This is a genomic window from Plantactinospora sp. WMMC1484, assembly GCF_049315195.1.
GTDB lineage: Bacteria > Actinomycetota > Actinomycetes > Mycobacteriales > Micromonosporaceae > Plantactinospora.
The window spans coordinates 7,903,406-7,926,976 of record NZ_CP186055.1 but is presented as its reverse complement, the minus strand read 5'-3'; the positions used below and the strand labels follow the sequence as shown (position 1 = coordinate 7,926,976).

At 75.1% G+C, this 23,571-nt stretch carries 19 protein-coding genes; 5 read left to right on the top strand and 14 right to left on the bottom strand.

Features of this window, described 5'->3' with window-relative positions; all coding sequences use genetic code 11:
• The first annotated feature begins 163 nt into the window (after positions 1–163).
• From ACN28C_RS33930 to ACN28C_RS33915, 4 genes are all read left to right on the top strand, one after another.
• The gene (locus ACN28C_RS33930; protein ID WP_422771542.1) at positions 164–2,449 is read left to right on the top strand and encodes a HelD family protein; all 2,286 of its coding nucleotides are present in this window, start codon (positions 164–166) and stop codon (positions 2,447–2,449) included.
• A 112-nt stretch (positions 2,450–2,561) separates the two neighbouring features.
• Positions 2,562–3,341: a hypothetical protein gene (locus ACN28C_RS33925; RefSeq protein ID WP_422771541.1), complete on the top strand. Its 780-nt coding sequence runs from the start codon at positions 2,562–2,564 to the stop codon at positions 3,339–3,341.
• 77 nt (positions 3,342–3,418) lie between these two features.
• Positions 3,419–4,342 (top strand): Gfo/Idh/MocA family protein, encoded by a 924-nt coding sequence (locus ACN28C_RS33920; RefSeq protein ID WP_422771540.1) that lies wholly within the window; start codon positions 3,419–3,421, stop codon positions 4,340–4,342.
• Between the two features lie 15 nt (positions 4,343–4,357).
• Positions 4,358–5,014, top strand: a complete 657-nt coding sequence (locus ACN28C_RS33915; protein ID WP_422771539.1) for a response regulator — start codon at positions 4,358–4,360, stop codon at positions 5,012–5,014.
• A gap of 125 nt (positions 5,015–5,139) precedes the next feature.
• Here ACN28C_RS33915 and ACN28C_RS33910 read toward each other — a convergent pair whose 3' ends face one another.
• A complete protein-coding gene (locus ACN28C_RS33910) occupies positions 5,140–5,331 on the bottom strand; it encodes a DUF2795 domain-containing protein (protein ID WP_422771538.1) in 192 nt (63 codons plus the stop codon).
• A gap of 73 nt (positions 5,332–5,404) precedes the next feature.
• Between ACN28C_RS33910 and ACN28C_RS33905 the strand changes: the two genes are divergently transcribed.
• A complete protein-coding gene (locus tag ACN28C_RS33905) occupies positions 5,405–6,664 on the top strand; it encodes an erythromycin esterase family protein (protein WP_422771537.1) in 1,260 nt (419 codons plus the stop codon).
• Here ACN28C_RS33905 and ACN28C_RS33900 read toward each other — a convergent pair.
• From ACN28C_RS33900 to ACN28C_RS33840, 13 genes are all read right to left on the bottom strand, one after another.
• Positions 6,661–7,935, bottom strand: a complete 1,275-nt coding sequence (locus tag ACN28C_RS33900; RefSeq protein ID WP_422771536.1) for a bifunctional helix-turn-helix transcriptional regulator/GNAT family N-acetyltransferase — start codon at positions 7,933–7,935, stop codon at positions 6,661–6,663. The genes ACN28C_RS33905 and ACN28C_RS33900 overlap by 4 nt on opposite strands.
• Before the next feature lie 10 nt (positions 7,936–7,945).
• Entirely contained in the window at positions 7,946–9,115 is a 1,170-nt protein-coding gene (locus tag ACN28C_RS33895; protein ID WP_422771535.1) for a type III PLP-dependent enzyme, read from the bottom strand.
• The gene (locus ACN28C_RS33890) at positions 9,112–10,686 is read right to left on the bottom strand and encodes an IucA/IucC family protein (RefSeq protein WP_422771534.1); all 1,575 of its coding nucleotides are present in this window, start codon (positions 10,684–10,686) and stop codon (positions 9,112–9,114) included. Before ACN28C_RS33890 ends, ACN28C_RS33895 begins: the two co-directional genes overlap by 4 nt.
• A 40-nt stretch (positions 10,687–10,726) precedes the next feature.
• Positions 10,727–12,604 (bottom strand): IucA/IucC family protein, encoded by a 1,878-nt coding sequence (locus ACN28C_RS33885; protein WP_422771533.1) that lies wholly within the window; start codon positions 12,602–12,604, stop codon positions 10,727–10,729.
• A 16-nt stretch (positions 12,605–12,620) separates the two neighbouring features.
• Positions 12,621–13,892, bottom strand: a complete 1,272-nt coding sequence (locus ACN28C_RS33880; protein ID WP_422771532.1) for an ATP-grasp domain-containing protein — start codon at positions 13,890–13,892, stop codon at positions 12,621–12,623.
• Positions 13,893–14,146: 254 nt separating this feature from the next.
• Positions 14,147–14,341, bottom strand: a complete 195-nt coding sequence (locus ACN28C_RS33875; RefSeq protein WP_422771531.1) for a CsbD family protein — start codon at positions 14,339–14,341, stop codon at positions 14,147–14,149.
• A 170-nt stretch (positions 14,342–14,511) separates the two neighbouring features.
• A complete protein-coding gene (locus ACN28C_RS33870; protein ID WP_422771530.1) occupies positions 14,512–15,279 on the bottom strand; it encodes an ABC transporter permease in 768 nt (255 codons plus the stop codon).
• Positions 15,280–15,366: 87 nt separating this feature from the next.
• Positions 15,367–16,101: a cellulose binding domain-containing protein gene (locus ACN28C_RS33865; protein ID WP_422771529.1), complete on the bottom strand. Its 735-nt coding sequence runs from the start codon at positions 16,099–16,101 to the stop codon at positions 15,367–15,369.
• Positions 16,102–16,187: 86 nt separating this feature from the next.
• Complete coding sequence (locus ACN28C_RS33860) at positions 16,188–16,571, bottom strand: DUF742 domain-containing protein (protein ID WP_422771528.1); 384 nt, start codon at positions 16,569–16,571, stop codon at positions 16,188–16,190.
• Between the two features lie 6 nt (positions 16,572–16,577).
• Complete coding sequence (locus tag ACN28C_RS33855; protein WP_422771527.1) at positions 16,578–16,985, bottom strand: roadblock/LC7 domain-containing protein; 408 nt, start codon at positions 16,983–16,985, stop codon at positions 16,578–16,580.
• Positions 16,969–19,446, bottom strand: coding sequence for a nitrate- and nitrite sensing domain-containing protein (locus tag ACN28C_RS33850; RefSeq protein WP_422771526.1), 2,478 nt, complete (start codon positions 19,444–19,446; stop codon positions 16,969–16,971). The genes ACN28C_RS33855 and ACN28C_RS33850 overlap by 17 nt, the downstream gene beginning before the upstream one ends.
• Positions 19,443–22,097 carry a LuxR C-terminal-related transcriptional regulator gene (locus ACN28C_RS33845; RefSeq protein ID WP_422771525.1) on the bottom strand — a complete coding sequence of 885 codons (2,655 nt, stop codon included), beginning with the start codon at positions 22,095–22,097 and terminating at the stop codon, positions 19,443–19,445. Before ACN28C_RS33845 ends, ACN28C_RS33850 begins: the two co-directional genes overlap by 4 nt.
• Positions 22,094–23,521: an Hsp70 family protein gene (locus ACN28C_RS33840; RefSeq protein ID WP_422771524.1), complete on the bottom strand. Its 1,428-nt coding sequence runs from the start codon at positions 23,519–23,521 to the stop codon at positions 22,094–22,096. The genes ACN28C_RS33845 and ACN28C_RS33840 overlap by 4 nt, the downstream gene beginning before the upstream one ends.
• Positions 23,522–23,571 lie beyond the last annotated feature (50 nt).

Below are 23,571 nucleotides of genomic sequence, written 5' to 3'. Positions count from 1 at the left end.
ACGGGCGGCGGTCGGGCACTGCCTCGGAGCCCTCCATCCCCACCGGCCACTTTCATGATATCGGCGAGGCAACCCGGTCGCGTCGGCACGAATGATGATTTCTCAGCGCTGAACCGTACATATGCTCGCCCGAGTCGCGCTGCACGCACCGGGGGGAAGCACTGTGTCCGACGCCAGAAGTCAGGAGATCGCTGCCGAACAGCGGCTCGTCGACCGGGTCTACGCACGGCTCGACGTGATGCGGCAGCAGGCGAACGTGCTCGCCGGCGAGGGAAACCGGCGGGCGGCGGCCGGTCCGGTCGCCGGGTTGGTGGAGCGCGACGCGATGGCTCACCGGGCCGCCATCCAACTGCGGACGCTCGACGCCGAGGCGGAGGGGCTCGTGTTCGGCCGGCTCGACTTCGACGACGGCGAGACCTATCACATCGGGAGGCTGGGCGTCCGCGACGGTCTGGAGCCGCTGCTTGTCGACTGGCGGGCGCCGGCCGCCGCGCCGTTCTACCGGGCCACCCCGGGCGAGCCGCTCGGCGTGGTGCGCCGCCGGGTCATCATCTGCCGGGGGCCGCGGGTCGTCGACCTCGACGACGACGTCCTCACCCCGGAGAATGCGGGCGACCTGCGGGTACTCGGCGAGGGTGCGCTGTTGGCCGCGCTGCGACGCTCCCGCGGTGCGCACATGCGCGACATCGTCACCACCATCCAACGCGAGCAGGACGAGGCCATCCGGGCACCCGCCCGAGGCGTCACCCTGATCACCGGCGGTCCGGGGACCGGTAAGACCCAGGTGGCGTTGCACCGGGCGGCGTACCTGCTCTACACCGACCGGGGCCGGTTCACCGACGGCCGGATCCTGGTGGTCGGCCCGTCGACGATCTTCACCAGCTACATCGGCCGGGTGCTGCCCTCCCTCGGCGAGGAGAGCGTGCACCTGCGCGCCCTCGGCGAACTCGTGGACGGGGTGACCGCCACCCGCCGGGACCGGGCGGAGATCGCCCGGACCAAGGGCGACGAGCGCATCCGGGAGGTGTTGGCCGAGCTGATCTGGCAGACCCCGCCGGCGGCGCCGGACCGGCTGCGACTCGTCTACGCGGGGCAGGTGCTCACCCTCGGCGGCGCCGACCTGGCGGCGGCCCGCCGTGCGGTACGCGCCCGCTGCGAGGCGGCCGGCACGCCGCCGAACGCCGCCCGTCCGGACGCCGCCGCGATCCTGCTGGACGCCCTCTGGGGCAGGGCGGAGGGCGGGCACCTCGACCGGGAGCTCTTCGTCGAGGAGGTCGGAGACCGGAGCGAGTTCCGCCGCTTCCTCGGGGCGTGGTGGCCGGTGCTGACCCCGGCGGCCGTACTCCGCTGGCTCGCCGACCCGGCCCGGGTGGTCGGGCTGGACGGCCGCGACGCCGAGCCGCTGGCCGCCTCGTACCGGGGCGGGGCCGACTGGTCCGTGGACGACGTACCGCTGCTGGACGAGCTGACCGGGCTGCTCGGCGAGCCGCCGGCCGCGCCGAGGGCGCCGGAGCCCGAGTGGCGGCTGCGCGAGCTGGGCGGCGGCACCCGTACCGTGCAGTCCTTCGTGCTGAGCTGCGGGCTGCGCGAGGGTTGGGAGCTCTACGCCCCCGGTCATCCCACGCCGATCGCCCTGGCCGGGCCGGGGATCGACAACGACGCGACCGGCGCCGCCCAGCGCTGGGCCGAGGCCGTCATCCTCCGGGAGGGGCACCACGTGGTCGGCTGGACCGACGGGCTCGACCCGCACGGCGAGGAGGGCTACGTGCCGCTGCTCGCCGAGCCGCTGCCGGAGCCGGAGCCGGAGGACGACGACAGGTCCACTATGGAGCCCTATCTGCACGTGATCCTCGACGAGGCGCAGGACCTCTCGCCGATGGAGTGCCGGATGATCGCCCGTCGTGCCGAATACGCCTCGATGACGGTCGTCGGCGACCTGGGGCAGGCGACCCATCCGCTGGCCGCCGACTCCTGGCCCGGACTCCTCGCCCGGCTCGGCAAGCGCGAGGTCCGGACGCTGGAACTGCGTACCGGATACCGGGTGCCGCAGGCCGTCGCGGAGTACGGGGCGCGGGTCCTCGCCCCCGGCGTCGCGCCGACCCGCTCGTACCGGCCGGGCGGGAGGCTGTCGGTGCGGCAGGTCGACGACCTGTACGCCGCCGTCCGGGAGGCGGCCCGGCAGGCTCCGCGCGACGCCACCGTCGCCGTCGTCGCCACCGACGAGGCGGCCGGCGGACTCGCCGGGGTCGTCGACGTGCCCGGCGTCGCCGTGATGCCGGCCAGCCTGGTCAAGGGACTGGAGTACGACCACGTGATCGTGGTCGAGCCGGCCGACATCGTGGCCGCCGAGCCCCGCGGGCTGGGCCGGCTCTACGTGGTGCTGACTCGGGCCGTCGCGGGTCTGGTCGTGCTGCACCGCAAGCCGCTGCCCGAGGCCCTGCACGACTGATCCCGGTGCGGTGCGGCTGCCTCCCGGTGCGGTGCGGCAGCCGGATCGGCCGTCGGCCGGACGCGCCGAGCCGACCAGGCGATCATGGCCGGATTATCAGTATCTTCTATGATTGGACAGCACCCGCACCCCCACCGCACCGGGAGCCAAGGGCGTGGATCTGTCCGGCATCGACGCGCTCTCCGCGCTGCTGATCGCCGGTGGTGTGGTGCTCTTCGCGCTGCTCGCCCTCGCCGTGCTGATGGACCGGCCGGCCAGACCCCGACCCGATCCGGAGCGGCTGCGCGCCGCCGCCGAGGAACTCGAGGCGTACGCGGTGGCGACCCAGACCGACGCCGGTCGGGCCGCCGCGATCGCCGACGCGGCCCGGGTGGCGCTCGCGACGGCGGAGCGGGAGCGGCACGCGGCGTGGCAGGCTCAGGAGGCGGCCGAGCGGGAGTACGACCGGGCCTGGCAGGCGGTGCTCGCCGGCCGGGAGGAGGCGGACCGGGCACCGGCGGCCAGCACCCGCCCCGATCCGGAGCGGGAGCGCACGGTCGCCCGGGCGGCGCTGGCGGCGTACAAGCGCGGGGACCTCTCGCTGCCGCAACTGCGGGAGGTGTTCCGCCGCTCCGGGCACTGGGATCCGGCGCAGGAGGAGCGGGAGCGGCTGCTCGAACGCCAGCGGATGCTGCTGGGCGAGGCCCGCCGGGCGTACGACCGGGCGGCTGTCCTGGCCCGTAGGGCCGAGCAGGAGACCCGGGCCGCCGAGGAGGCCGCCTGGGAGCTGATGGCCGAGGCACACCGGTCGGTGGCCGACGCGCGGGAGGCGTACCACACGGTGCAGCGGTTCGCCCAGCAGCGCCGCAGGTCATCCCCCCGGTCCCGCCGCCGCGCCCGACAGGCCGGTTGAGCCCTGCCGGTAGGCCGGAGCGGCCGGGCCAGGTGTGCTAGGAAGGACCAGATTGGCGGCTCGTGGGAAGGTCTTCCGTGCTCACGTTCGGACTGTTCGGCACCGGTCACTGGGCGGCGGAGGTGCACGCCGCCGCGCTCGCCGGGCATCCCGGTGCCCGCCTCGGCGGGGTCTGGGGGCGGGACCCGGCCAAGGCGGCGGCACTGGCCGAGCGGTACGGCGTACCGGCCTTCTCCGACGCGGACGCGCTGATCGGGGCCGTGGAGGCGGTGGCGGTGGCGCTGCCGCCCGACGTGCAGGCCGATCTGGCGGTACGCGCCGCCACCGCTGGCCGGCACCTGCTGCTGGACAAGCCGCTGGCGCTCAGCCTTCCGGACGCCGACCGGGTGGTGCAGGCGGCTGGGCAGTCCGGGGTCGCCTCGGTGGTCTTCTTCACCAACCGCTTCCGGCCGGCCATCGCCAGCTTTCTGGCCAGCGCGGCGGCCACCGGTGGCTGGCACGGGGCCCGGGGCGTGACCTACGCGTCGATCTTCCAGCCCGGCAACCCGTACGGCGGCTCGGCCTGGCGGCGCGAGCACGGCGCGCTCTGGGACGTCGGCCCGCACGCGCTCTCGCTGGTCCTGCCGGTGCTCGGCCCGGTGACCCGGGTCGCCGCGATGGCCGGGCCCAGGGGGAGCGTGCACCTGACGCTGGCGCACGGCGACGCCGCGACCAGCACCCTGTCGCTGGCCCTGGACGCCCCGCCGGCCTCGACCACCGTCGAGTTGCTCTTCCACGGCGAGGAGGGCATCGACGTGCTGCCCCGGCGCGAGGGGACGCCGGTCGACGCACTCCGGCTCGCCGTCGGGCAGCTCTGCACCGAGGTCGACACCGGCACCCGCGACCAGCAGTGCGACGTGCGCTTCGGCCGCGACGTGGTGGCCGTGCTCGCCGCCGCACAGACCGCCCGGGAACAGGGGCGTACGGTCGGCCTGCCCGCCGGCACCGGCGTCACCGGCTGACCGGAGGTTGGACAGGTGCGTGTCGTCCTCGCCGAGGACCTTTATCTGCTGAGGGACGGGCTGTCCCGGATGCTCACCGCGCACGGCTTCGACGTGGTGGCGGCGGTGGAGACCGGCCCGGAGCTGCTGGCGGCCCTGCTGGAGCGCCGCCCCGACGTGGCCGTGGTGGACGTACGGCTGCCGCCGACCCAGACCGACGAGGGGCTCCAGGCGGCGCTGGCGGCCCGCCGGCAGGTGCCCGGGTTGCCGGTGCTGGTCCTCTCCCAGCACGTCGAGCAGCTCTACGCGCGGGAACTGCTCGCCGACGGCACCGGCGGGGTCGGCTACCTGCTCAAGGACCGGGTCTTCAACGCGGAGCAGTTCGTCGACGCGGTGCGCCGGGTCGCCGGCGGCGGGATGGCGATGGACCCGGACGTGATCGCCAAGCTGGTCGCACGGAGCAGCCGGGACACCCCGATGGCCCGGCTGACGCCCCGGGAGCGGGAGGTGCTGGAGCTGATGGCCGAGGGGCGCTCCAACAGCGCCATCGGGCAGCGGCTCTTCCTCAGCGAGAGCGCGGTCGGCAAGCACACCGCCAGCATCTTCGGCAAGCTCGGCCTGGCGCCGTCGGACGACGACAACCGCCGGGTGCTGGCCGTCCTGGCCTACCTGAACGGCGCTGCCGGCGGATAGCCCGGCCCCGGCACTGCCGGCGGATAGCCCGGCCCCGGCACTGCCGGCGGATAGCCCGGCCCCGGCGCTACCGGTGGGCAGCACCGTCCGGCCCTGCCGGCTCGGTAGAGTTCGATCCTGTCCGCTCAGGAGAGTTCGATGATGGCGTCGCCGACCTCGGCCGGGGTCTGGAACTGCTCGACCGGCAGCGACTGGAGCAGCCGGAGGGTCTGGGTGTCCACGCCGGTCTCCTGGGCCCAGCGCACCAGATCCTCCTTTGACACCGGGTAGTCCAGTCCGGCGAGCGACTCCTGCAGCTGGCCCGCGTTCACTGTCATACCTGGTCGGTTACCCACCCCCGCCCCACCCACACCACGGTTTACCCCGGCGGTGCCCGGGTAGGCGCCGGCCATGCAGGTTCACCGGCTCGGGGCTCCGGCCGACTTCGACCCGTTGCTGGAGCGCGTCGGCTCGGCCCGGGTGGTGATGCTCGGCGAGGCGAGCCACGGAACGTACGACTACTACCGGCTTCGGGAGCAGCTGACCCGCCGGTTGATCACCGAGGCCGGCTTCTCCTTCGTGGCCGTGGAGGGCGACTGGCCGGACTGCGACCTGGTGCACCGCTCGGTGGTCGCGGCCCCGGGCGCCGACGACGACCCGCAGCGCGCGCTGGAGCGGTTCGCGCGCTGGCCGACCTGGATGTGGGCCAACGCCGAGGTGGCGCGCTTCTGCCGGTGGCTGCGGGCCTGGAACGCGGACCGGCCGGAGACGGGGCGGGCCGGCTTCCACGGGCTCGACGTCTACAGCCTGTGGGAGTCGATGCAGGCGATCCTCGACTACCTGGGCGAGGAGGATCCGGCGTCGCTGGAGGTCGCCCAGGAGGCGTACCGGTGCTTCGAGCCGTACGGCAGCCGGATCGAGGAGTACGGGGTGGCGAGCCGGTTCGTCTCGGCCCGCTGCGAGGCGGAGGTGGTGCGGCTCTTGGCGCGTACCCGGGAACGGGCCGCCGCCGACGGCACCGGCGCCTTCTCGGCCTGGCAGAACGCGGCGGTGGTGGCCGGCGCGGAGCGCTACTACCGGGCGATGGTGGGCGGCGGGCCGCAGTCCTGGAACGTCCGGGACACCCACATGGCCGAGACCCTGGACCGGCTGCTGGACCGGTACGGCCCGGACGCCCGGGCGGTGGTCTGGGCGCACAACACGCACGTCGGCGACGCCCGGGCCACCGACATGGCCGGCGGCGGGATGGTCAACATCGGCCAGCTCGCCCGGGAGCGGTACGGCGTCGACGACGTGCTGCTGGTCGGCTTCGGCAGCTACCAGGGCAGCGTGGTCGCCGCCAACCGGTGGGGCGCGCCGGCCGAGGTGATGACCGTTCCGCCGGCCCGGGCCGGGTCGCTGGAGGAGCGGCTGCACCAGCTGCTCCCCGAGCAGGCCCTGCTGGTCTTCGACTCCGGGGGCGACCGGCCGGAGTGGCTGGTCGAGGAGGCCGACCACCGGGCGATCGGGGTGGTCTACGACCCGTCCTTCGAGGCGTGGGGCAACTACGTGCCGACCCGGCTCGGCGACCGGTACGACGCCTTCGTCTGGTGCGACCACACGGCGGCCCTGCACCCGCTGCCCGCGGTGCCCGCCCCCGGCGAGCTGGAGACGTACCCGTCGGGGGTTTAGCGGCTGCTCTCGTCGACGGGTCCGATCTCCTCGACGGCGCTGGTGCCGGAGCCGTCGCGGGACTCCCACCGCCAGGTCTCGTCGAGCCGCAGCCGGCCGTCCGACAGCCGGGAGAGCCGGCTGACGCAGTGCCCGCTGGAGGTCTCGCCCACGCTGTTGAGCTGCACGTAGCGGAAGTCGAGGGCGTCGCCGTCGCGGGTGCCGAGCAGGTGGCCGGTGCGGATCGCGCCCCCGGCGTACGACGCGGAGATCTCTCCGTCGCGCTCCCGGTAGTCGAAGACGGTGGCGGCGTCGACCTCGCCGCCGTCGACCGAGCCGACCGCCCGGAAGCGCCGCCCGTGCAGCGACGGCAGCCGGTCTTCGGGTACGCCGGACCGCTCTTCGGGTACGCCGAGCATCCGCTCGAAGCAGAGCTGGTTGTACGGGCTGTCGCCGTAGACCGGGATCTCCCGGTAACCGGCCGAGCGGTAGAGCGCCGCCGCCTCGGGCAGCGAACGGTGCGTGCCGAGCCGCACGGTGTGCAGGCCACGGCCGGCCGCCTGCCGTTCCAACTCGCCGAGGAGCCGGCGGCCGAGCCCCAACCCCCGGGCGTCGGCGTGCACCCAGAGGTGGCAGAGTTCCGCGACGCCGGGTGCCAGGGTGCGGATGCCGCCGCAACCGATCGGCCGGTCCTGCTCGTACGCGACGCAGAACGTGCCACCGTCGCCGCCGACCTCGGCCGGGTCCACCAGCGCCCGGCGGTCGTAGCCCTCGGGGAACCTCGTCGACAGCTCGGCGGCGTACGCGCTCAGGCACGCCCGGGCGTCGGCCGTGCCGGCGGCCACGGTCTCGACCGTGACGGCGGCGAGCCGGAGCAGGCGGCGGGTGCGCTGCTGTGCCGCGATCAGGTCGGCCCGCTGGGCGGCGGTGAGCGGTTCCAGCAGCCCGGTGGCGGCGGCGTCGGAGAGCCGGTCGAGTTCGGCGAGTTCGGCGCCGCCGGCCTCGGTCGGCTCGGCCACCCGGATCCGGCCGTCGGTCTCGTGCTGGCGGAGCCGGACCAGGCCCTGGGTCTCCAGCGAGCGCAGTGACCGACTCAGGTAGCCGGAGTCCCAGCCGAGCCGGGCGCGCAGCTCGCGGACGGTGGCGCCGCCGGTGCCGATCTCGTAGAGCAGCCGGGACTCGCTCAGCGGGCGGGCCCGGCCGAGGTAGTGGTCGGTGAGCAGGCCGATCCGCTGCGAGTAGTAGCGGTTGAAGTCGCGGACCAACTGGGCCTGTTCGCGGAGAGCCGTCATTCCTCTGACTTTAGTCAGCGAATTGCCGATGTTCGAGTCGGTTCTCGGGGAGGCCGGTCCGGAACGCGGGCGGGTCGTGCATCAGGAAGTCGCGGTGACTGATGTTCCAGGCGTACGCGCCGGCCATGCCGAAGACGATCGTGTCGCCGGCCGCGATCCGGCCGGGCGGTGGCAGCCCGGCCGCGTCCGGCACCCGGGCCAGCACGTCCTTCGGGGTGCAGAGCTGCCCGACGATCGTCACCGGACCGGCGTCGGTGACCGGCCGGGGGAACGGATATTCCCACTCCGGGCGGGGGAGCACGGTGAAGGGCTGGGAGTGCCCCTTGGCGGCCGGGGTGCGGAGCTGGTGGGTGCCGCCGGTCACCACCACGAACCACTCGCCACCGGAGCGCTTCACGTCCAGCACCCCGGTCCGATAGTGCCCACAGTAGACGGTCAGTGCGCGGCCCGGCTCGATCCGCAGCGTCCGGCCCGGATGCTCGGCGAGCAGGCCGGCCAGCGCGGCACCATACGCCGACCAGTCGAAACGGGCCGCCGGGTCGGCGTAGTCGACCGCCATCCCGCCGCCGACGTTCACCTCCCGGGCGTCCAGCTCGGCCACCGCCCACTCCACGACCGTCCGGGCCACCGCCGCCGCGCCCGGTGCGGCGAGCCCGCTGCCCAGGTGGGCGTGCACGCCCCGGATCCGAATCCCGGGCAGGCCGAGTCGGGCGCAGGCCCGGGCGTCGTCCGGGGACATCCCGAACGGGCTCGGCCGGCCGCCCATCACCAGCACGGCCTCGCCGACCGGCACCGGCAGGTTGACCCGCAGTAGCACGTCGGCCACCACGCCCGAGCCGGCGGCGAGCAGCGCGAGCCGGCGCAGCTCGGTCGGGGACTCGACGTGGAACCGGCGCACCCCGGCGGTCAGCCCGGCGGCGAGCTCGGCATCGGTCTTGCCCGGCCCGCCGAAGGCCGCCGCGGCGCCGCCCGGAAAGACCTCGGCGAGGTGCCGCAGCTCGCCGCCGCTGGCCGCCTCGAAGCCGTCGACGTGCGGGGCGAGGGTGCGCAGAATCCCGGGGTCGGGGTTCGCCTTCATCGCGTAGAGCAGCTCCACCCCGGGCGGCAGCGCGGCCCGGACCGCCGCCGCCGAGGTGGCGAGCCCGGCCAGGTCGTACCAGTAGCTCGGCCGGGGCGTCACCAGTGCCCGCCCAGCGGGTTGGGAAAGGGCAGGTAGCCGGCGTGCCGGTCGGCGGCCCGCTCCCAGCGCACCAGCAGGTTCGCCTTGACCGGCAGCGGTACGCCGGCCAGCAGGGCGCGCAGCGGGGGCGGGTCGCCGAGCCGGGCCGAGGTCTCCCGCACCACCTCGCGCAGCGCCGCCCAGAGGTGCGTCTCCACCCCCGGGTGCGCGTCGGCCAGCGCCCCGGCCAGCTCGACCAGGTGGTTGACGAAGAGGCAGTAGCTGACCCGGTTGAACGCCTGCGCGGGGTCGTACCCGATCGGGGCCGGGAGGTGGGCGAGCCAGTCGGCCCGGCGCTCGGTGTCGAGCTTCACGCCCTCCAGGTCGCGCAGGAGCATCCGGACCGGCCACCGGTCGGCGCCGGCCAGCACCACCACCACGTTCTGCAGGTGGGCCTCGTGCACGACCCCGTGCCGCCACCAGAGTTCGAGCACGGCCGGGACCAGCAGCCGGACGTACGCCTCCCACCAGCCGACCGGATCCGCCACCGCCAGCGGCGCGGTGGCCAGGGCGGCGGCGAGGACCGGAGCCTCGCCGTCGGCCAGGTGCGGGCGCAGCCCGCCCCGGAGGATCACCCCGTACGTCTCGTCCAGCCCCGGCAGCTCCACCGTCCGGTACGCCGGCTCGGGCAGCAGCGCCACCCCGGGCGGCAGCTCCAGCCCGGCGAGGAGCCGGGTCAACTCCACCGCACCGGTGAGCTCGTAGCGGGCGTTCTTGCGCACGCAGTTGGTGATCCGGACGTGCAGGCTCGCCTTGACGAAGAGGTCGGCGCGGGGTGCGTAGAGGGTGCGGACGCTGGCTGTGGGGCGCAGCGCCGCCCCGCCGGTGCCGAGGTCGCGCAGCCGGCGGTCGAGTGGCCGGGAGAGCGCGAACTGCCAGGGGTGCACCGGCAGCACGGCGTGCCCGGCCGGCGCCGGCGGTGGGTCGAGCGCCCCGATCAGCTCGTCGAACGGTCCGGCCGAGCCGAGCAGCGCCTCCGGTACGCCGATCCAGCGCAGCCGCAGACTGGTACGCAGCTCGGGCGCGTACGCGTTCCACGACTCGACGTCACCGCTGCGCCACTTCGGGGTCGGGTGCCGGGGATGGCCGTGCACCAGCGACTGTTCGGAGTCCACGTAGGAGTCGACGACGGGGTCGCCGGTCGGGTCGGGGTCGGCCGGCGGACGCAGCCGCAGCACCCGGTCCAGTGCGTCCCGGCTCGCCACCACCTGCCGGGCGAACTCGTCGTTGCGGACGCCGGTGCGCAGGGTCAGCTCGTCGGCGACCAGCTCCGCCAGCCCTGCTGCGTCGACCGGGGACCACTCGCCGGCCGAGAAGCGCTGCACCGGCCCCTCGTAGCGGTGCGCGCCCACCTCCGAGACCCGGCCCACCGCACAGCGCAGCAGGACGGCGCTGCGGGGTAGGCGTACCACGGCATGCCCGTCGGTCAGGGTGGTCTGCCGTTCCGGGCCGGCGACCTCGCGGGCGACGCAGCCGAGCAGGGTGTGCGTGCTGGCGATGTCGGCGGTGGACCGGGACACAGCGGCGGTCATCTACTGCTCCTTGCCACGACGCGGCCGGGCCGGACCGCGGTCACCGGGCGGACCGCAGATAGTTGGGGCCGGTACGCAGGTAGTACTTGTTGATGTCGGTACAGCCGGTGCGCTGCTTCGGCAGCAGCGTGCCGGCGGTGAGCATCCCCTTGACCGGCAGACGGTCGGCGGTCAGGAGGCGCTCGGTGAAGAGCCGGCCGGCGGCGGCCACATCCCAGCCCGCCGTTCCGGAGCCGCCCGGCCCGGTGGCCGCCGTTCCGGAGCCGCCGGTGCCGGAGCCGTCCGTTCCGGAGCCGCCCGGCCGGGTGGCCCAGCGGTCCCGGACGGCGAGCAGGCGGGAACGGAGCGCGGTGCCGGGTGCCGGTACCGGTACGCCCCGCTCGGCGAGGGCGCGCAGCGGCGCGGTCGCGGCGAGGTGCAGGGTGATCGTGGTGAACACGTCGGCCAACTCGCCGGGATCCGTGATCCACATTCGGGCGTCCCGCAGGGCCGGCCCGGGCCGGCGGACCAGTCGGGCACCATCGTTGTCCTTGTAGAGCAGCCGGAGTCTACCCCCGTCTTCCCGCCGTGCTCCGGCACCGCCGCCGGCACGGGCTTCGGCGGTTGCGCCGGCACGGGCTTCGGCGGTTGCGCCGGCACGGGCTTCGGCGGTTGCGCCGGCACGGGGCGCGGTGCCGTCGTCCGGCGGGTCGAGGATCAGGTAGATGTTCTGCTGGTGCGCCTCCAGCGCGATGCCGTGCCACAGCCAGAGATAGCCGTGCCAGTCGAGCAGCAGGTCCAGATAGGACTCCAGCAGGGCGGTCGGGTCCGCCCCGCCGACCCGCTGGGCGACCGTCCCGCCGGCCGGGTCCTCCGCCGCCAGCGCGGCGACCGGCACCACGGTCTGCCGGGCCAGCTCGGTCGGAAAGCGACGCACCAGGAACGACCGGACGTCGTCACCGGCGTGCCCGTAGCAGCTCTCGTCGGCGTGCAGGATCCGGCCCGCGAACGCCGGCTCGGCGGCGGCGATCCCGGCCAGCAGCCGGTGCAGCTCGTCCCCGTCGACCAGGGTGCCGGGCGCGATGGTACGGACGTTCCGCGCGCCGAGGGTCGCGGTGGTCAGCGGTAGTTTCACCTGGGTGCAGGGGTCGTCGACCAGCACCACCGTCCTGGTCGACAGGGTCGGCCGGACCAGGGTTTCGGGCACGTCGGCCCGGATGGGCAGCCCGAGCCGGTCGGCGGTGACCGGGTGCACCGGCAGCAGCACGGTCCCCGGATCGCCGGAGGGCGGCCACCAGTCCGGCAGCGTGCCGGCGAGGGTCAGCTCGGTGCGGGGGACCGGCAGCCAGCACAACGCGAAGGTGGGGGCGTGCTCCGGCGCGTACCGGAGCAGTGCGGCGGGGTCCAGTCCGATCCTGGCCCGGCTCGTCGGATAGACGGGGTGGTCGGTCCGGGCGGCCAGTATCTCGTCGAGCAGCGCACCCGCCATCCCGGTCGACGACTCGGCGCGGGCGGCGAGCACGCCGGCGTGGACCCGGGAACGGGTCCGGTCGGCGAGTCGGCGGGCGGCGAGATCGTCCCGGCACTCGGCACGGAACGCCACCCACCCCGCCTCGGCCTCCGGATCTCCGGCCGGGGCAAGTACGTCGAGCAGTTCGTCGAGGCTCTGCACCGCCCGCCACGCCTGGCCGGACGGTGTCGTCGGCGCCTCGTCGGGCAGCACCAGCAGCTCCGGTCGGGCGGTGCGCAGGTCGTGCTGGAAGCCGTCCGGCCGGACCGGCAACCGCAGCCGGGCACCGGGGACCCGGGTCAGCCACCACTCGGGGCCGTCGCGCCGACCGTTGCGGACCAGACCGAGATGGTCCTCCCGGAGCAGCGCGTCGAGCACCCGTTGCCAGAGCTGTCGCTCGGCGCCGTCGGCGCCGGCCGGAGCGCTCACGAGATCTCCTCGACGGTCACGAGATCTCCTCGACGGTCACGACGTCGTCCTCCCTACCTCCGCCCGGCATCTCCGCGCCGCCTCCGGCTGGTGCCTCGATGGTCCACCGGTGCGCCGCACGGAAGTCCCGGAGCGCGGCGCGTACCGGGGCCGGCCCGGGGCCGATCGCGTGCAGTGCGGCGAGATAGTCGCGGTTGGTGCCGGTCAACGCGGCGGTCACCCCGACCGCCCGCAGGGGACGGCAGCCGAGCCGGATCCCGTCCGGCCCGGTCGCATCCATCCGGCCGGGCGCGGCCACCAGGGTGCCGGAGCGGTCGGCACAGACGTACTCCACCCGGGCGTGCCGGGGCAGACGTACCGGGTCGGGCAGGGGTGGCAGCGGGTCGCCGGCGTGGAGCCGGATGACGTGCTCGAAGAGCGGCACGTCGAGCAGGTCGGCCAGCACCAGGTCCACCCGGTCGCCGATCAGGCGATAGTTGACCTCGACGAGCCGGGCCCGACCGTCGGCGACGACGAACTCGGTGTGGCAGGCGCCGAAGCCGACACCGAGCGCGTCGAGCTGGGCGAGCACCTGCGCCACCACCGCCCGCGGCAGCTCCGGCGCCCAGTCGAGGGCCTCCTCGGTGAAGGTCGGCGGCGGGCCGAGGCTGGTGCGCCAGGTGCCGAGCACGCCGGTGCCGCCGCCGTCGCCGAGGGTCTCCAGGGTGTGCAACTCGCCATCCAGATATTCCTCGATCAGCAGCGCCTGGCCGGGGCGCCGGGCCCGGATCTCGGCGATCCGGCGGCGCAACTCCGCCGGCCCGCCGACCAGGTAGACGTCCTCGCTGGCCACACCCTCGCGGGGCTTGACCACAGCCGGAAACGGCACGCCGCCGGCACGGTCGGCGTCGTCGTCCGGGCCGAGGGCCACCACCGCCACCCGGTCCAGTCCGGCTTCGGCGACGGTACGCCGGGTCAGCCGCTTGTCCTTGGCACGCAACGCCGCCCGCCAGTCCTTGCCGGGCAGCCCGAGATATTCGGCAGCCAGCGCGGTGGGCGCCTGAAGATGGTCGCTGTTGGAAAGCAGCGCGACAGCTGGTTCGCCCCGGTGGACCGCGTCGAGCACCCCGCGTACGTCGCGGACGTCCGCTCCGGACACCTCGGCCCCGGACCGTTCGGCCGGGTCCGCCGGCCAGGCAGCGGGCTGATCGGTCAACACCGTCACCGGCAGCCCGAGCCGGGCCGCCGCCGGCAGGAAGCCGTCGAGCACCGAGTCGGTGGGATTGAGCGCGGTCAGGTAGAGCCGCACAGGCGTATTCGTCTCCCGAACAACAAGATAGGTAAGGCTCTCCTACGTCTCGGTTAGGTTAGCCTTGCTTGTTGCGTAAGGGAAACTTCCGGCCGATCCGAGCCGGCGTGTCGAACCTGTCACCGCGCAGGCCGGCCGGAGTCTGTCGCGGCACAGCACAGCACAGCACAGCACAGCACAGCACAGCACAGCGCACGCGGCGGGCGGTGGGTGCGCAGGGTCGACGCACCCACCGCCCGCCGTGGAGCTGGGAATCAGGGCCGGAACGCGTCCCGGGTGTCGCGGGCGGCGTCACCCACGTGGTCGCCGGCCTGCTTGACGTTCGCCTCGGTCTGCTCGGTGGCACCCTCGGCACGAAGCCGCTCGTTGTCGGTCGCCTCGCCCACCTTCTCCTTGGCGGCTCCGGTGACCTCCTCGACCTTGTGACGGATCTTGTCTCCTATGCCCATCGTGTCCTCCAGTCCTAGCCGAAGTGCTGTGCACACCCCGCTACCTCTCTAGTGCCCCGGACCACGACCACCGAAACGGCCACCGTCCGGCTGCGGCCGTCACCCGAGGTGGCACGGAGTCGACCGGGCCGGCAGCGGTCAGCCGGCGGAGTTGGCCGGGCCGGCAGCGGTCAGCCGGCCGAGTCGGCCGGGTCGGCGGCAGCGGTCAGCCATTGCCGGGCGACCAGCTCGACAGTCCCGGCAATGGCGACGGCCTCCACGGCGAGCAGCGAGACGAGGATGAGCAATTGGGTGGCGCCGGCCTGTACCGGGCCCGCCCCGCCGAGCAGCACCCCGACGAACGCGCCGGGCAGGGTGACGAGCCCGACCGTTCGGGTCTGGTCGAGCGCCGGCACGAGCGCCTGCCCGGCCGAGGGCCGGCAGATCTCCAGGGCGGCGTCCCGGTCCGGCAGGCCGAGGGCGAGCCCGGCCTCGTACTCGCCGTGCCGGGTCCGGAGTTCGTCCAGAGCACGCCGGCCGGACAGGCTGGTCGCGGTCATCGCGCCACCGATCAGGATGCCGGCCGTCGGCAGCACGGCCAGCGGGGTCGGCGGCACGGCGCCGGTGCCGACGAGCAGGGTCAGCGCCGGGGCAACGCCGAGTCCGATGGGGAGCAGGGTGGCCCAGCCGGCGCGTCCACCGGTGACCCGCCGGGCGGAGGTGCCGGCCGCGACCACGTACATGACGACGACGAAGAGCATCGTCGACCACCAGGCGTGCAGGACCAGGACGATGATCGCGGAGACCGCCCCGAGCTGGACCGCGGCCCGACCGGAGGCGGTCAGCACCGCCCGGCCCGGGCCGAGTCGGGCCCAGCCGACGACCCCGGCGCCGAGCAGCGCCAGCACCGCGAGGACGGCGAAGAAGGTCGGCCCGAGGTCGATCGAGGTCTGATCCATGATGCGGATTGTGGCCATCCCGCCGGCCTGTCGCATCCGGACGAAGGCGGGTCGCGTACCGTCCGGCGACTCCGCGCCGGTCGCCGGCTACACCTGGCAGGGGCGGGTGTCGATGGTGCAGGCGGTCGGCTGCGAGTCGATCAGCGCCCCGTCGACCCGGAAGCGCACCTGCACCGACCCGCGCGCCGGGACCCGGCCGGTCCGCTGGTCGGGCACGAACGTCCAGGTGGTGCCCTTCCGGCTAGCCGTGGCGCCGTCGACCGCGGCGACGGACTGGGTCGTCCGGGGCAGGGTGATGGTCAGCCGCCAGCCCGTGGCGGTACCCGGGCCGGGATTGCTGATCGTCACCGAGGCGGTGTAGTGCAGCAGCGTGACGTCCTCGGTCGCGTACCGGGCGGCCAGGGCCGGTGGCGGAGCCGGTGGCGGGGGCGCGGGACGCTGCGGCCGGTTGCGGGGCTCGGCGCGGGGCGGGGGTGCTGACGTGGGCAGTGGGGAGGAGGCGGGCGGCGTCGCGCTGCCGGTGGGGCCGTCGACCCCGTCGCCGGTCTCCACGTCGACCCCGCCACTCGGCGGCGGTGCCACCCCCAGCGGGGCGAGCCGGTCCGGGCTGCGCAGCACCGCGACGACGAAGACGCCGGTGCCGACGACGACGGCGAGCGCCGCCGCAACGATTCCCGCCGCCACCGCCCGGTCGCCCCGGGGCACCGGCAGCAGCCGGGCCAGCCGGCGGAGCAGGGCGCGTACCCGGGCCACCCCGGCGAGCAGCACGTCGAGGATGGCGACCGGCAGGGTACGCGCCGGACGCTGTCGGATCTTCTGCACGTGAACTTCCCTTCCGCTGCACGGTGGCGACGCCGCGCCACCCCGCCCGTCAGGCCCCGACCAGGACGGAAGCCGGGCCCGGCGGATCAGAGCGCCCTCAGCCCGGCGAGCACCGCCTCCAGCAGATCCTCCGAGGGTGCGTCGAGCACCGGTGGCTCGTGGGTGTGGATCAGTCCCGCGTCCAGCAGGTCGCCGAGCAGCACCCGAACGGTGCCCACCGGCAGGTCCAGCGCGGCGGCGACCTCCGCCACCGAGAGCGGTCGGCGGCAACTTTCGAGGATCTTGGACTGCTCGGGCGTCAGCTCCGCGCGCTGCGGCACCGGCCAGCGGGAGACCACCAGCGAGATCAGGTCGAACTGCCCCCGGATCGGCTGCGTCCTGCCCCGCGTCATCGCGTACGGGCGGACCACCGGCCCAGCGTCCTGGTCGTACCAGGCGTCGTCGTGCCGACCCCCTGAACCGGTGCCCACCGCGCGTCACCCCCCGGTCAGGCCATCGGCCGGCACCGGAAAGGTGGGCAGGTGCGAGTCCGCCCGACCCGCGGCGAGCGCCACCTCGTAGGCCATCTCGTCGACGTCGGCATCGCCGCTGAACCGGACGGCCAGGATCGCGCCGCCCCGGGTCGCGGCCACGAAGAGGAACGCCCGGTGCATCTGCACGATGATCTGTCTTACCCCGCCGGGACCGGCGTAACGCGCGGCGGCATGGGCCAGCGCCTGTAGCCCGGCGACCACGCTGGAGAGCTGGTCGGCGAGTTCGCCGCCGACCCCTCGGGAGACCCCGAGCAGCAGCCCGTCGGGGGAGAGCGCGACGGCGTGTTCGGCCGCCGAGACCCGGTCCACGAACTCGTCGAGTATCCGGACCAGGTTATCCGTCGTGACCACTGCGTGAGTCACCTGTCGTCCTCTCGCTGCTTCCCGGTCGGTCGTCGCTGGGCGCCGGCAGCGCTACCGGCAGCTCCAACGTCGCCGACCAGTCGGTTTCGGTGCGCCGGGCAGGCGCGCCGTTCTGAGCGGAGCCGGCAGCCCGGCCCTGGGTGCCGACCGGGGTGTCGTGATCCGGGCGACGGACCCGTACGGGCAGGGCGTCCGGAGCGGGACCCGGTCGGGGTGCGCCGCGTCGCTGCCCGACGGTGCTGTCGGCCGGCCGCCCCGGTGCGGTGGTGGTGCCCGGAGCGGGCGTGGGTTCGGGCGTGGATTCCTCGACCAGCAGCGTAGCCGGCACAAGCACGGTCGCGGTCGTCCCGCCCCGGGGGCCGGCCGTCAGTTCGACGGTGATGCCGTGCCGGCGGGCCAGCCGGCCGACCACGTACATGCCGAGCGCACCGTTGAGGGGCCCGGCGTGCGGAGTGTCCCGGATCAGTGCGTTGACGGCGTCCAGTTCCGCCGGGCTCCGGCCTGCGCCGTCGTCGCTGACGATGATCGCGCGGCCGCCGCTGCGGGCCTCACCACCGGCGACCCGGACCGTGGTGGTCGGCGCCGATCCGCCCAGTGCGGCCTCGATGAGCTCGGCGAGCAGGTGGATCAGGTCGGGCAGGGCCCGTCCGGCGACCGAACCGGGCCAGTTCGGAGCCACCAGTACCCGCGGATAGTCCGACACCTCGGCCACCGCGCCCCGGACGATGTCGACGAGTGGCACCGGTCGCCGCCAGCGCCGGCCGGGGGTGCCGCCGGAGAGGCTGATCAGCTGCTCGACGTTGCGTCGGATCCGGGTCGCCAGGTGGTCGAGCCGGAAGAGTTCGGCCAGATCCTCGGTGTCCGTCTCCCGGCGTTCCAGGGCGTCGAGGAGTCCGATCTGCCGGTGCAGGAGGTTTTGGTTCCCCCGGGTCAGCCATACGGTGACCTCGCGGGCCCGCTGGTGCGCGGCGAGCCGGGCGGCGATCTGCGCGGCGCGTTCGGTCACCCGTTCGGTCTCGGCCTGCCGCCGTCCGGTCTGCGCCACCAACTGCTCGCGTTGGGTGGCGAGCCGTTTGCGCTGGGCGGATAGTTCGGCCGTCCGGTCGGTCAGCGTGGCGGTCCGGTCCCGCTGGGCGGCCAACTGCGCCGCCAGCCTGTTCCGTTCGGCGACCAGCTTGTCGCGGTCGGTGCTCAGGGCGGCCTGCCCGCTGCCCAACTCGTCGAGCCGGGCGACGATCCGGCGGGTGCCGCGCAGGGTCAGCACGGCGGCGGCGACCAGCAGCACCAGACCGAGCCCGCCGACCAGGCCGGCCCGGGCGGCCACCCCGGCCGCGCCCCGGGTCGCCCGGCCGACGCTGTCCCGGACGCCGGTGGTGACCAGGGTGCGCAGCTCGGCCAGGGCCGGTTCGGTCACCGCCTGCCAGCGGGCGGGCTGGACCGGCGGGCTCGCGCCCGCCCAGTCGGCGGCCAGGAGCTCTGTCTCGACGGCGTTCAGGGCCCCGAAGAGCGGGCCGGAGACCAGGCGGTCGTAGCCGGCCCGCTCCGCGTCGGGCAGCCCCGCCGCCGCCTCGGTCCGGGCGAATCGGGCCACCGCGACGAGGTCGGCGAGCCGGGTGTGCTCGGCCTCGGTCAGCCGGCTCGAGGCGAGCGCCCCGGCCACCAGGGCGTCCTCCCGGGCGAGCAGTTCGGCGGCGCGGGAGAGGGCGAGCAGGGCCCGGGTCTCCTCCAGCAGGTCGCTGCGGCGGCTGGTCCACTGGGAGCCGTAGACGGCGAAGCCGGCGTCGATGATCTTCGCGTACGCCGCGGCGGTGGTGGCCCGGTTGATCCGACCGGCGTCGACATCGTCGCGGAGCGACCGGAGGTCGTCCAGCCGACGGACCAGTTCCGCCGCCCGTTCCCGGACCGCCCCGGCGGTGGCCAACCGGAGATCGCTCTGATCGGTGAACCGCCGCAGCGCAACGGTCGCGTCGTCGGTCCGGGTGCGTTGGTCACGCAGGGCGGCGCGGTGCCGGCCCGGCGCGGCCAGTTCGACCATGCTGAGCCGGCGTTCCGCCTGCAGGTCGAGGATCAGCGCGTCGGTCGGCTGGCCGAGTTCGGTGCCGAGGGTACGGACGGCGAGCAGGTCCATCGCGTCCCGGGCGGTCAGGAACGTGGCATAGCCCCAGAGCAGGGCGAGTACGACCAGCAGGGCCGCGCCCGTGGCCACGATCCGGGTCGGCACCGGCCCGGCCGCCGGCTCCGATGCTGCCGGCACCCTGCCCCCTGCCGGCCCGCCATCCTTCGGGGTGTGGGCCTCGGTCGGTCCGGGGCCCTTCGGGGTGTGGGCCTCGGTCGGTCCGGGGTCCTTCGGGGTGCGGCCCTCGGCCGGTCCGGCAGCCCCGGAGCTGCGGGGCGCCGGCCGCCGGAGCCCGGAACCCAGCGTCGCCAGCCGGCGTGCCACCGCCCTCATCGGGCCGTCCGCTCTGGCCAGGGCGCGGCCCCCGGCCGGCCGCCGGAGCGCTCCTCGACGATGCTCCGCAGCCGGGCCAGCAACTCGCTGCGGTTGGCGCAGTTGAGCCGCTGGCGCATCCGGGCCACGTGGTGCTCGACCGTCTTGGCCGAGATGAAGAGCCGGTCACCGATCTGCTTGTAGGTCAGGCCGCTGAGCACCAGCTCGGCGACCTCCCGCTCCCGTTCGCTGAGCCGCTCCTCCGCCGGTACGGCGATCGCGTCCGCCACCTGGGTCGCGCCCGGCCCTGCCGGCCGACTGCCCCCCTTGCCTCCGGCCGGCCGGCCCTGGAGCATCCGGGCGCAGTCCAGCAGGGCGGTCATCGCCTTTCGGTCGGAGGTGCGGATCGCGGCCTGACCGGCGAGCCGGGCGGCGTCCCAGCAGAGCCCGATGCCGTGCAGCCCGCGGGCCGCGGCCTCCACCCGCACCGGGTCTACCGTGCCGCGCAGCACCTCGACCCAGCTCTGCCCGGCGGTGGCCACGACGGAGGCGTAGCGGGTATGTCCGGTGGCGGCGGCCAGCGCGGCGACGTGTTCGTCCGCCACCGCCGGCCGGTCGGCCAGGATCGCGGCGTGCAGGCAGCTCCAGTGCAGCGGAACGGTCCACAGTGCTGGATTACCCAGGCTGGCCAGCAGGCTGCGCGCCTCGCCGAGATAGGGCGCGAGCCGGTCCAACTCGCCAAGCCGGGCGGCGGCGATGGCGAACTCGCCGAGCGGCAACAGGGTGAACAGGTCCACCGGATGGCGTACGACGGCCTCCCGGGCCCGTTCCCAGCCGCGTTGCAGGGCCGGCAGGTCGCTGTTGCGGCGGGCGACGCCCAGTTCCAGCGCGGCGGCGAAGACCAGGTCGCGGGACTCCAGCGGGGCCGGGCCGGCGGTGACGGCGGCCACCTGCGCACCGGCCTCGGCGGCCCGCCCCCGGACCATCAGGAGCCAGGCCTGGAGCAGCCGGTGCCGGCGGCTGGTCAGGGCCGCACCGAGCCCGGCCTGTGCGGCCCGGTCCAGGGCGCGCTCGCCGATGTCCAGCTCACCGGAGTGCAGCGCCACCAGCGCTGCCAGCGCCGCCGGTGTCTCCGGCAGCAGCACCGACCGCCCGGCCGGTTCGAGCAGCGCCGACGCCTGCACCAGGGTGGAGAGCGCGGCGGTGGGCGGGCCGGAGAGGGTTTCCCGCAGGCCCCGGGCCATCAGCAGCGCGGCACTGGCGAGCAACGTCGGCGGGCCGTCGGCCGGCGGGTCGGCGAGGATCCGGTCGAGCTGGTCGACCCGGCCGGCGCCGGCCGCGCCGATCGCCGCGAATGCCAGCGAGGCGGGCGTGCCGGACCAGCGGTAGAGCTCGACCGCGCGGTCCGGGTGGCCCCGGTGCACCAGCGCGGTCGCGGCCACCGCCGCCCCGTCGGCCCGGTCGGGTGAGTCGGCGGTGGCGATCAGCCGGTCGGCGAGGCGCAGCGCGGAGTCGAGGTCGGCGGAGAGCGCCGCCGCCATCGCCCGGCGGGCCGCCACCGGCCGACCGGCCGCCCCGGCGACCGCGAAAAGCCGGGCCGCGAGCGCCGGGTCGTCGCCGAGCGCCTCGTCACCGGCGGCCTCCGCGACCCCGGCCGGGCAACTGCCGCCGAAACCGGCGTCGAGCATCGACCGGACCAGGGGGAGTACCCGGCCACCGCGCTGGAGTTGCAGCTCCGCCAGGCGCTGCCAGACCGCCGCGCGCTGGTTCGCCGGGCTGAGCGCGCCGATGGCCCGCCGGACGATCGGCGGAAGCCGGTCGTCCGGCCCGAGCAGGCCGGCGGCGCGGGCGGCGGCGAGCAACTCGTCGAGCTCCTCCGGGTGCCGGGAGAGCAGCGCGCCGAGCAGGTCGGTGGGGAGGGTCGGGCCGGCCGCCATCGCCAGCAGCAGCCGGCGTACCTCGATCTCCAGGCTCTCCAGCTCCGGGGCGAACTGGAGCAGCACCGACCGGGGAATCTCCAGGGTCGGTCCGGCCGGCGCCGGGCGGTCGGTCGGCGGTCGCTCCGCGCGGACGGCCCGGCGGTCGGCCGGGCGCAGCGTCCGCGCCAGCCACTCGACGAACCGGGGTACGCCGGCAGTCTGCTCCTGCACCAGCCGCGCGACTCCCGGTGGCGGTGTCGACCCGTACGCCGTGCCGAGATAGGCGGCGGTGCGCTGCTCGGTGAAGGGGCCGGGCAGCACCGGCGGCCCGCCCCGGTGCAGCACCTCGGCCAGCTCGACCAGCCCGGCCGGGCGGGGCCAGGGCCGGAACGCGGCGGCGAGCCGGGCACGGCCGGTCTCGGCCAGCCGCCGCAACGCGAGGAGGCTGCCGGCGTCGAGCAGGTGCGCGTCGTCCACCAACAGCACGCCGTCGGGTGAACCCGGCAGCACGCCGTCGGGTGAACCCGGCTCGGCAAGGTCCCGCCAGGAGTCCAGGACCGGCACGCCGGCCTGCTGGTAGGTGCGGCGCAGCCGGGACAGCAGCGCCGTCTTGCCGTGCCCGCCCGGCGCCTGCACGGCGGCGCAGAGCGGCGCCTGCGGGTCGGATTCCACCCGGGTCAGGAAGGCCGTGGTCTGCTCGTCCAGCACGAGCCAGGGCTCGGCGTCGGTGCGCAGCGTCAAGGTGGTACTCACCGACCCCACCCGACGGTCGCCACGGCCAGCGGTTCCGTCCCGGCGACGGCGGTGAGCAGCACGCCGAGCGCGGCCAGCAGCACCGCCAGGCCGATCACCGTGTTGTTGTGCCCGGACCCGAACCGGGACAGCGCACGCATCGGCAGCTCCAGGGGGGTGATCCGGACCGGTGGCCGGGGCGGCAGTTGGGAGCGGTCGTCGTCGTACCGGCCGGGTTCCGCACCCGGGCCGTCACCGGGCCGGTGTCGCTGCCGGCGCGGCGGCTCGCCGCGTCGCGCTCCCGGCCGGGGCGGACGCATCACCGGCGGGCGCGGTGGTGGCCGGTTGCCCCGCTGTCGGTCGAGCAGGTGGCCGCCGACCACCGCGGCACCGGCCGCGACCGCGAGCTGCGGGTCGGCCCCCACCTCGACCGGCACCGGGAACCGGGCCGCGAGCAGGTCGCGGACCAGCGGGATCCGCGCCGATCCGCCGGCCAGCAGGACGCCGTCGAGCTGGTGCGGCGCCAGTCCGCAGGAGCGGACGGAGCGGGTCAGCTCGTCCACGGTCAGCGTGACGGCGGGCCGGATCAGGTCCTCGAACTGCGAGCGGGTCACCGGCACCCGGGTCTGCCCGCCGGGAAGCCGGACCAGCACGTCGGTGCGGTCGGCGACGGCCAGTTCCGCCTTGGCGCGCCGGCACTCCCGGCGGAGTCCGCGCAGGGCCTGTCCGACCCGCGGGTCGGACGGGTCGGCGAGTTCCCTTGCCAGCTCCTTGGCCAGGCCGGCGCGGACGTGCTCGACCAGCGCCTCGTCGAAGTCGGCCCCGCCGAGCGGCTCGGCGTGGGCCGGCTCCCCGCGCAGGTCGAAGCCGAGCGGCGGCTGCCCCCGGTCGACGACCGCGCCGGTGAAGGTATGCCCGCCGAGGGTGTGGACGGCGAGGGTACGGCCGGAGAAGCCCTGCACGACGTGCCCGGCGGCGGCGAGGACCGGCGCCGGCAGCAGGGTCACGTCGGCCAGGCCAACGTCCCAGAGCGCCTCGCCGAGCAGGTGCCGGCGGTAGCCGCCCCAACCCGCCGGGTGGCTGAGCACGATCCACTCGGGACGTTCGCGCTCCTGGTCGATCACCCGCTCGACGACCCACATCGCGAGCATGGCGGTCAGGGCCTGTGCCGAGCACGCCTCGCCGCCGACCAGCAGCGGTACGTCGTCGCCGACCCGGTTGCCGAACCCCCGGGCGACCCAGCCGCTGTCGACCGGCCCGTCGTAATCGTCGGGATCGGCGACTGTTATGGACCGGTTCGTCGCCATCAGCAGGACCGACGGCACCGACGCGCCGTCCGGCCCGAGCCTGACGGGTTCGGGTGGATCCCAGCTGTTGCCCCGGAGCCGGGCGACAGCGGCAGCCGTGGCGGTGCTGCCGATGTCGATTCCGAGGACGTAGGACATCCGACCATTCCTTCACCGCGAGTCATGGACCCGGGACGGCGCGAAGCGGA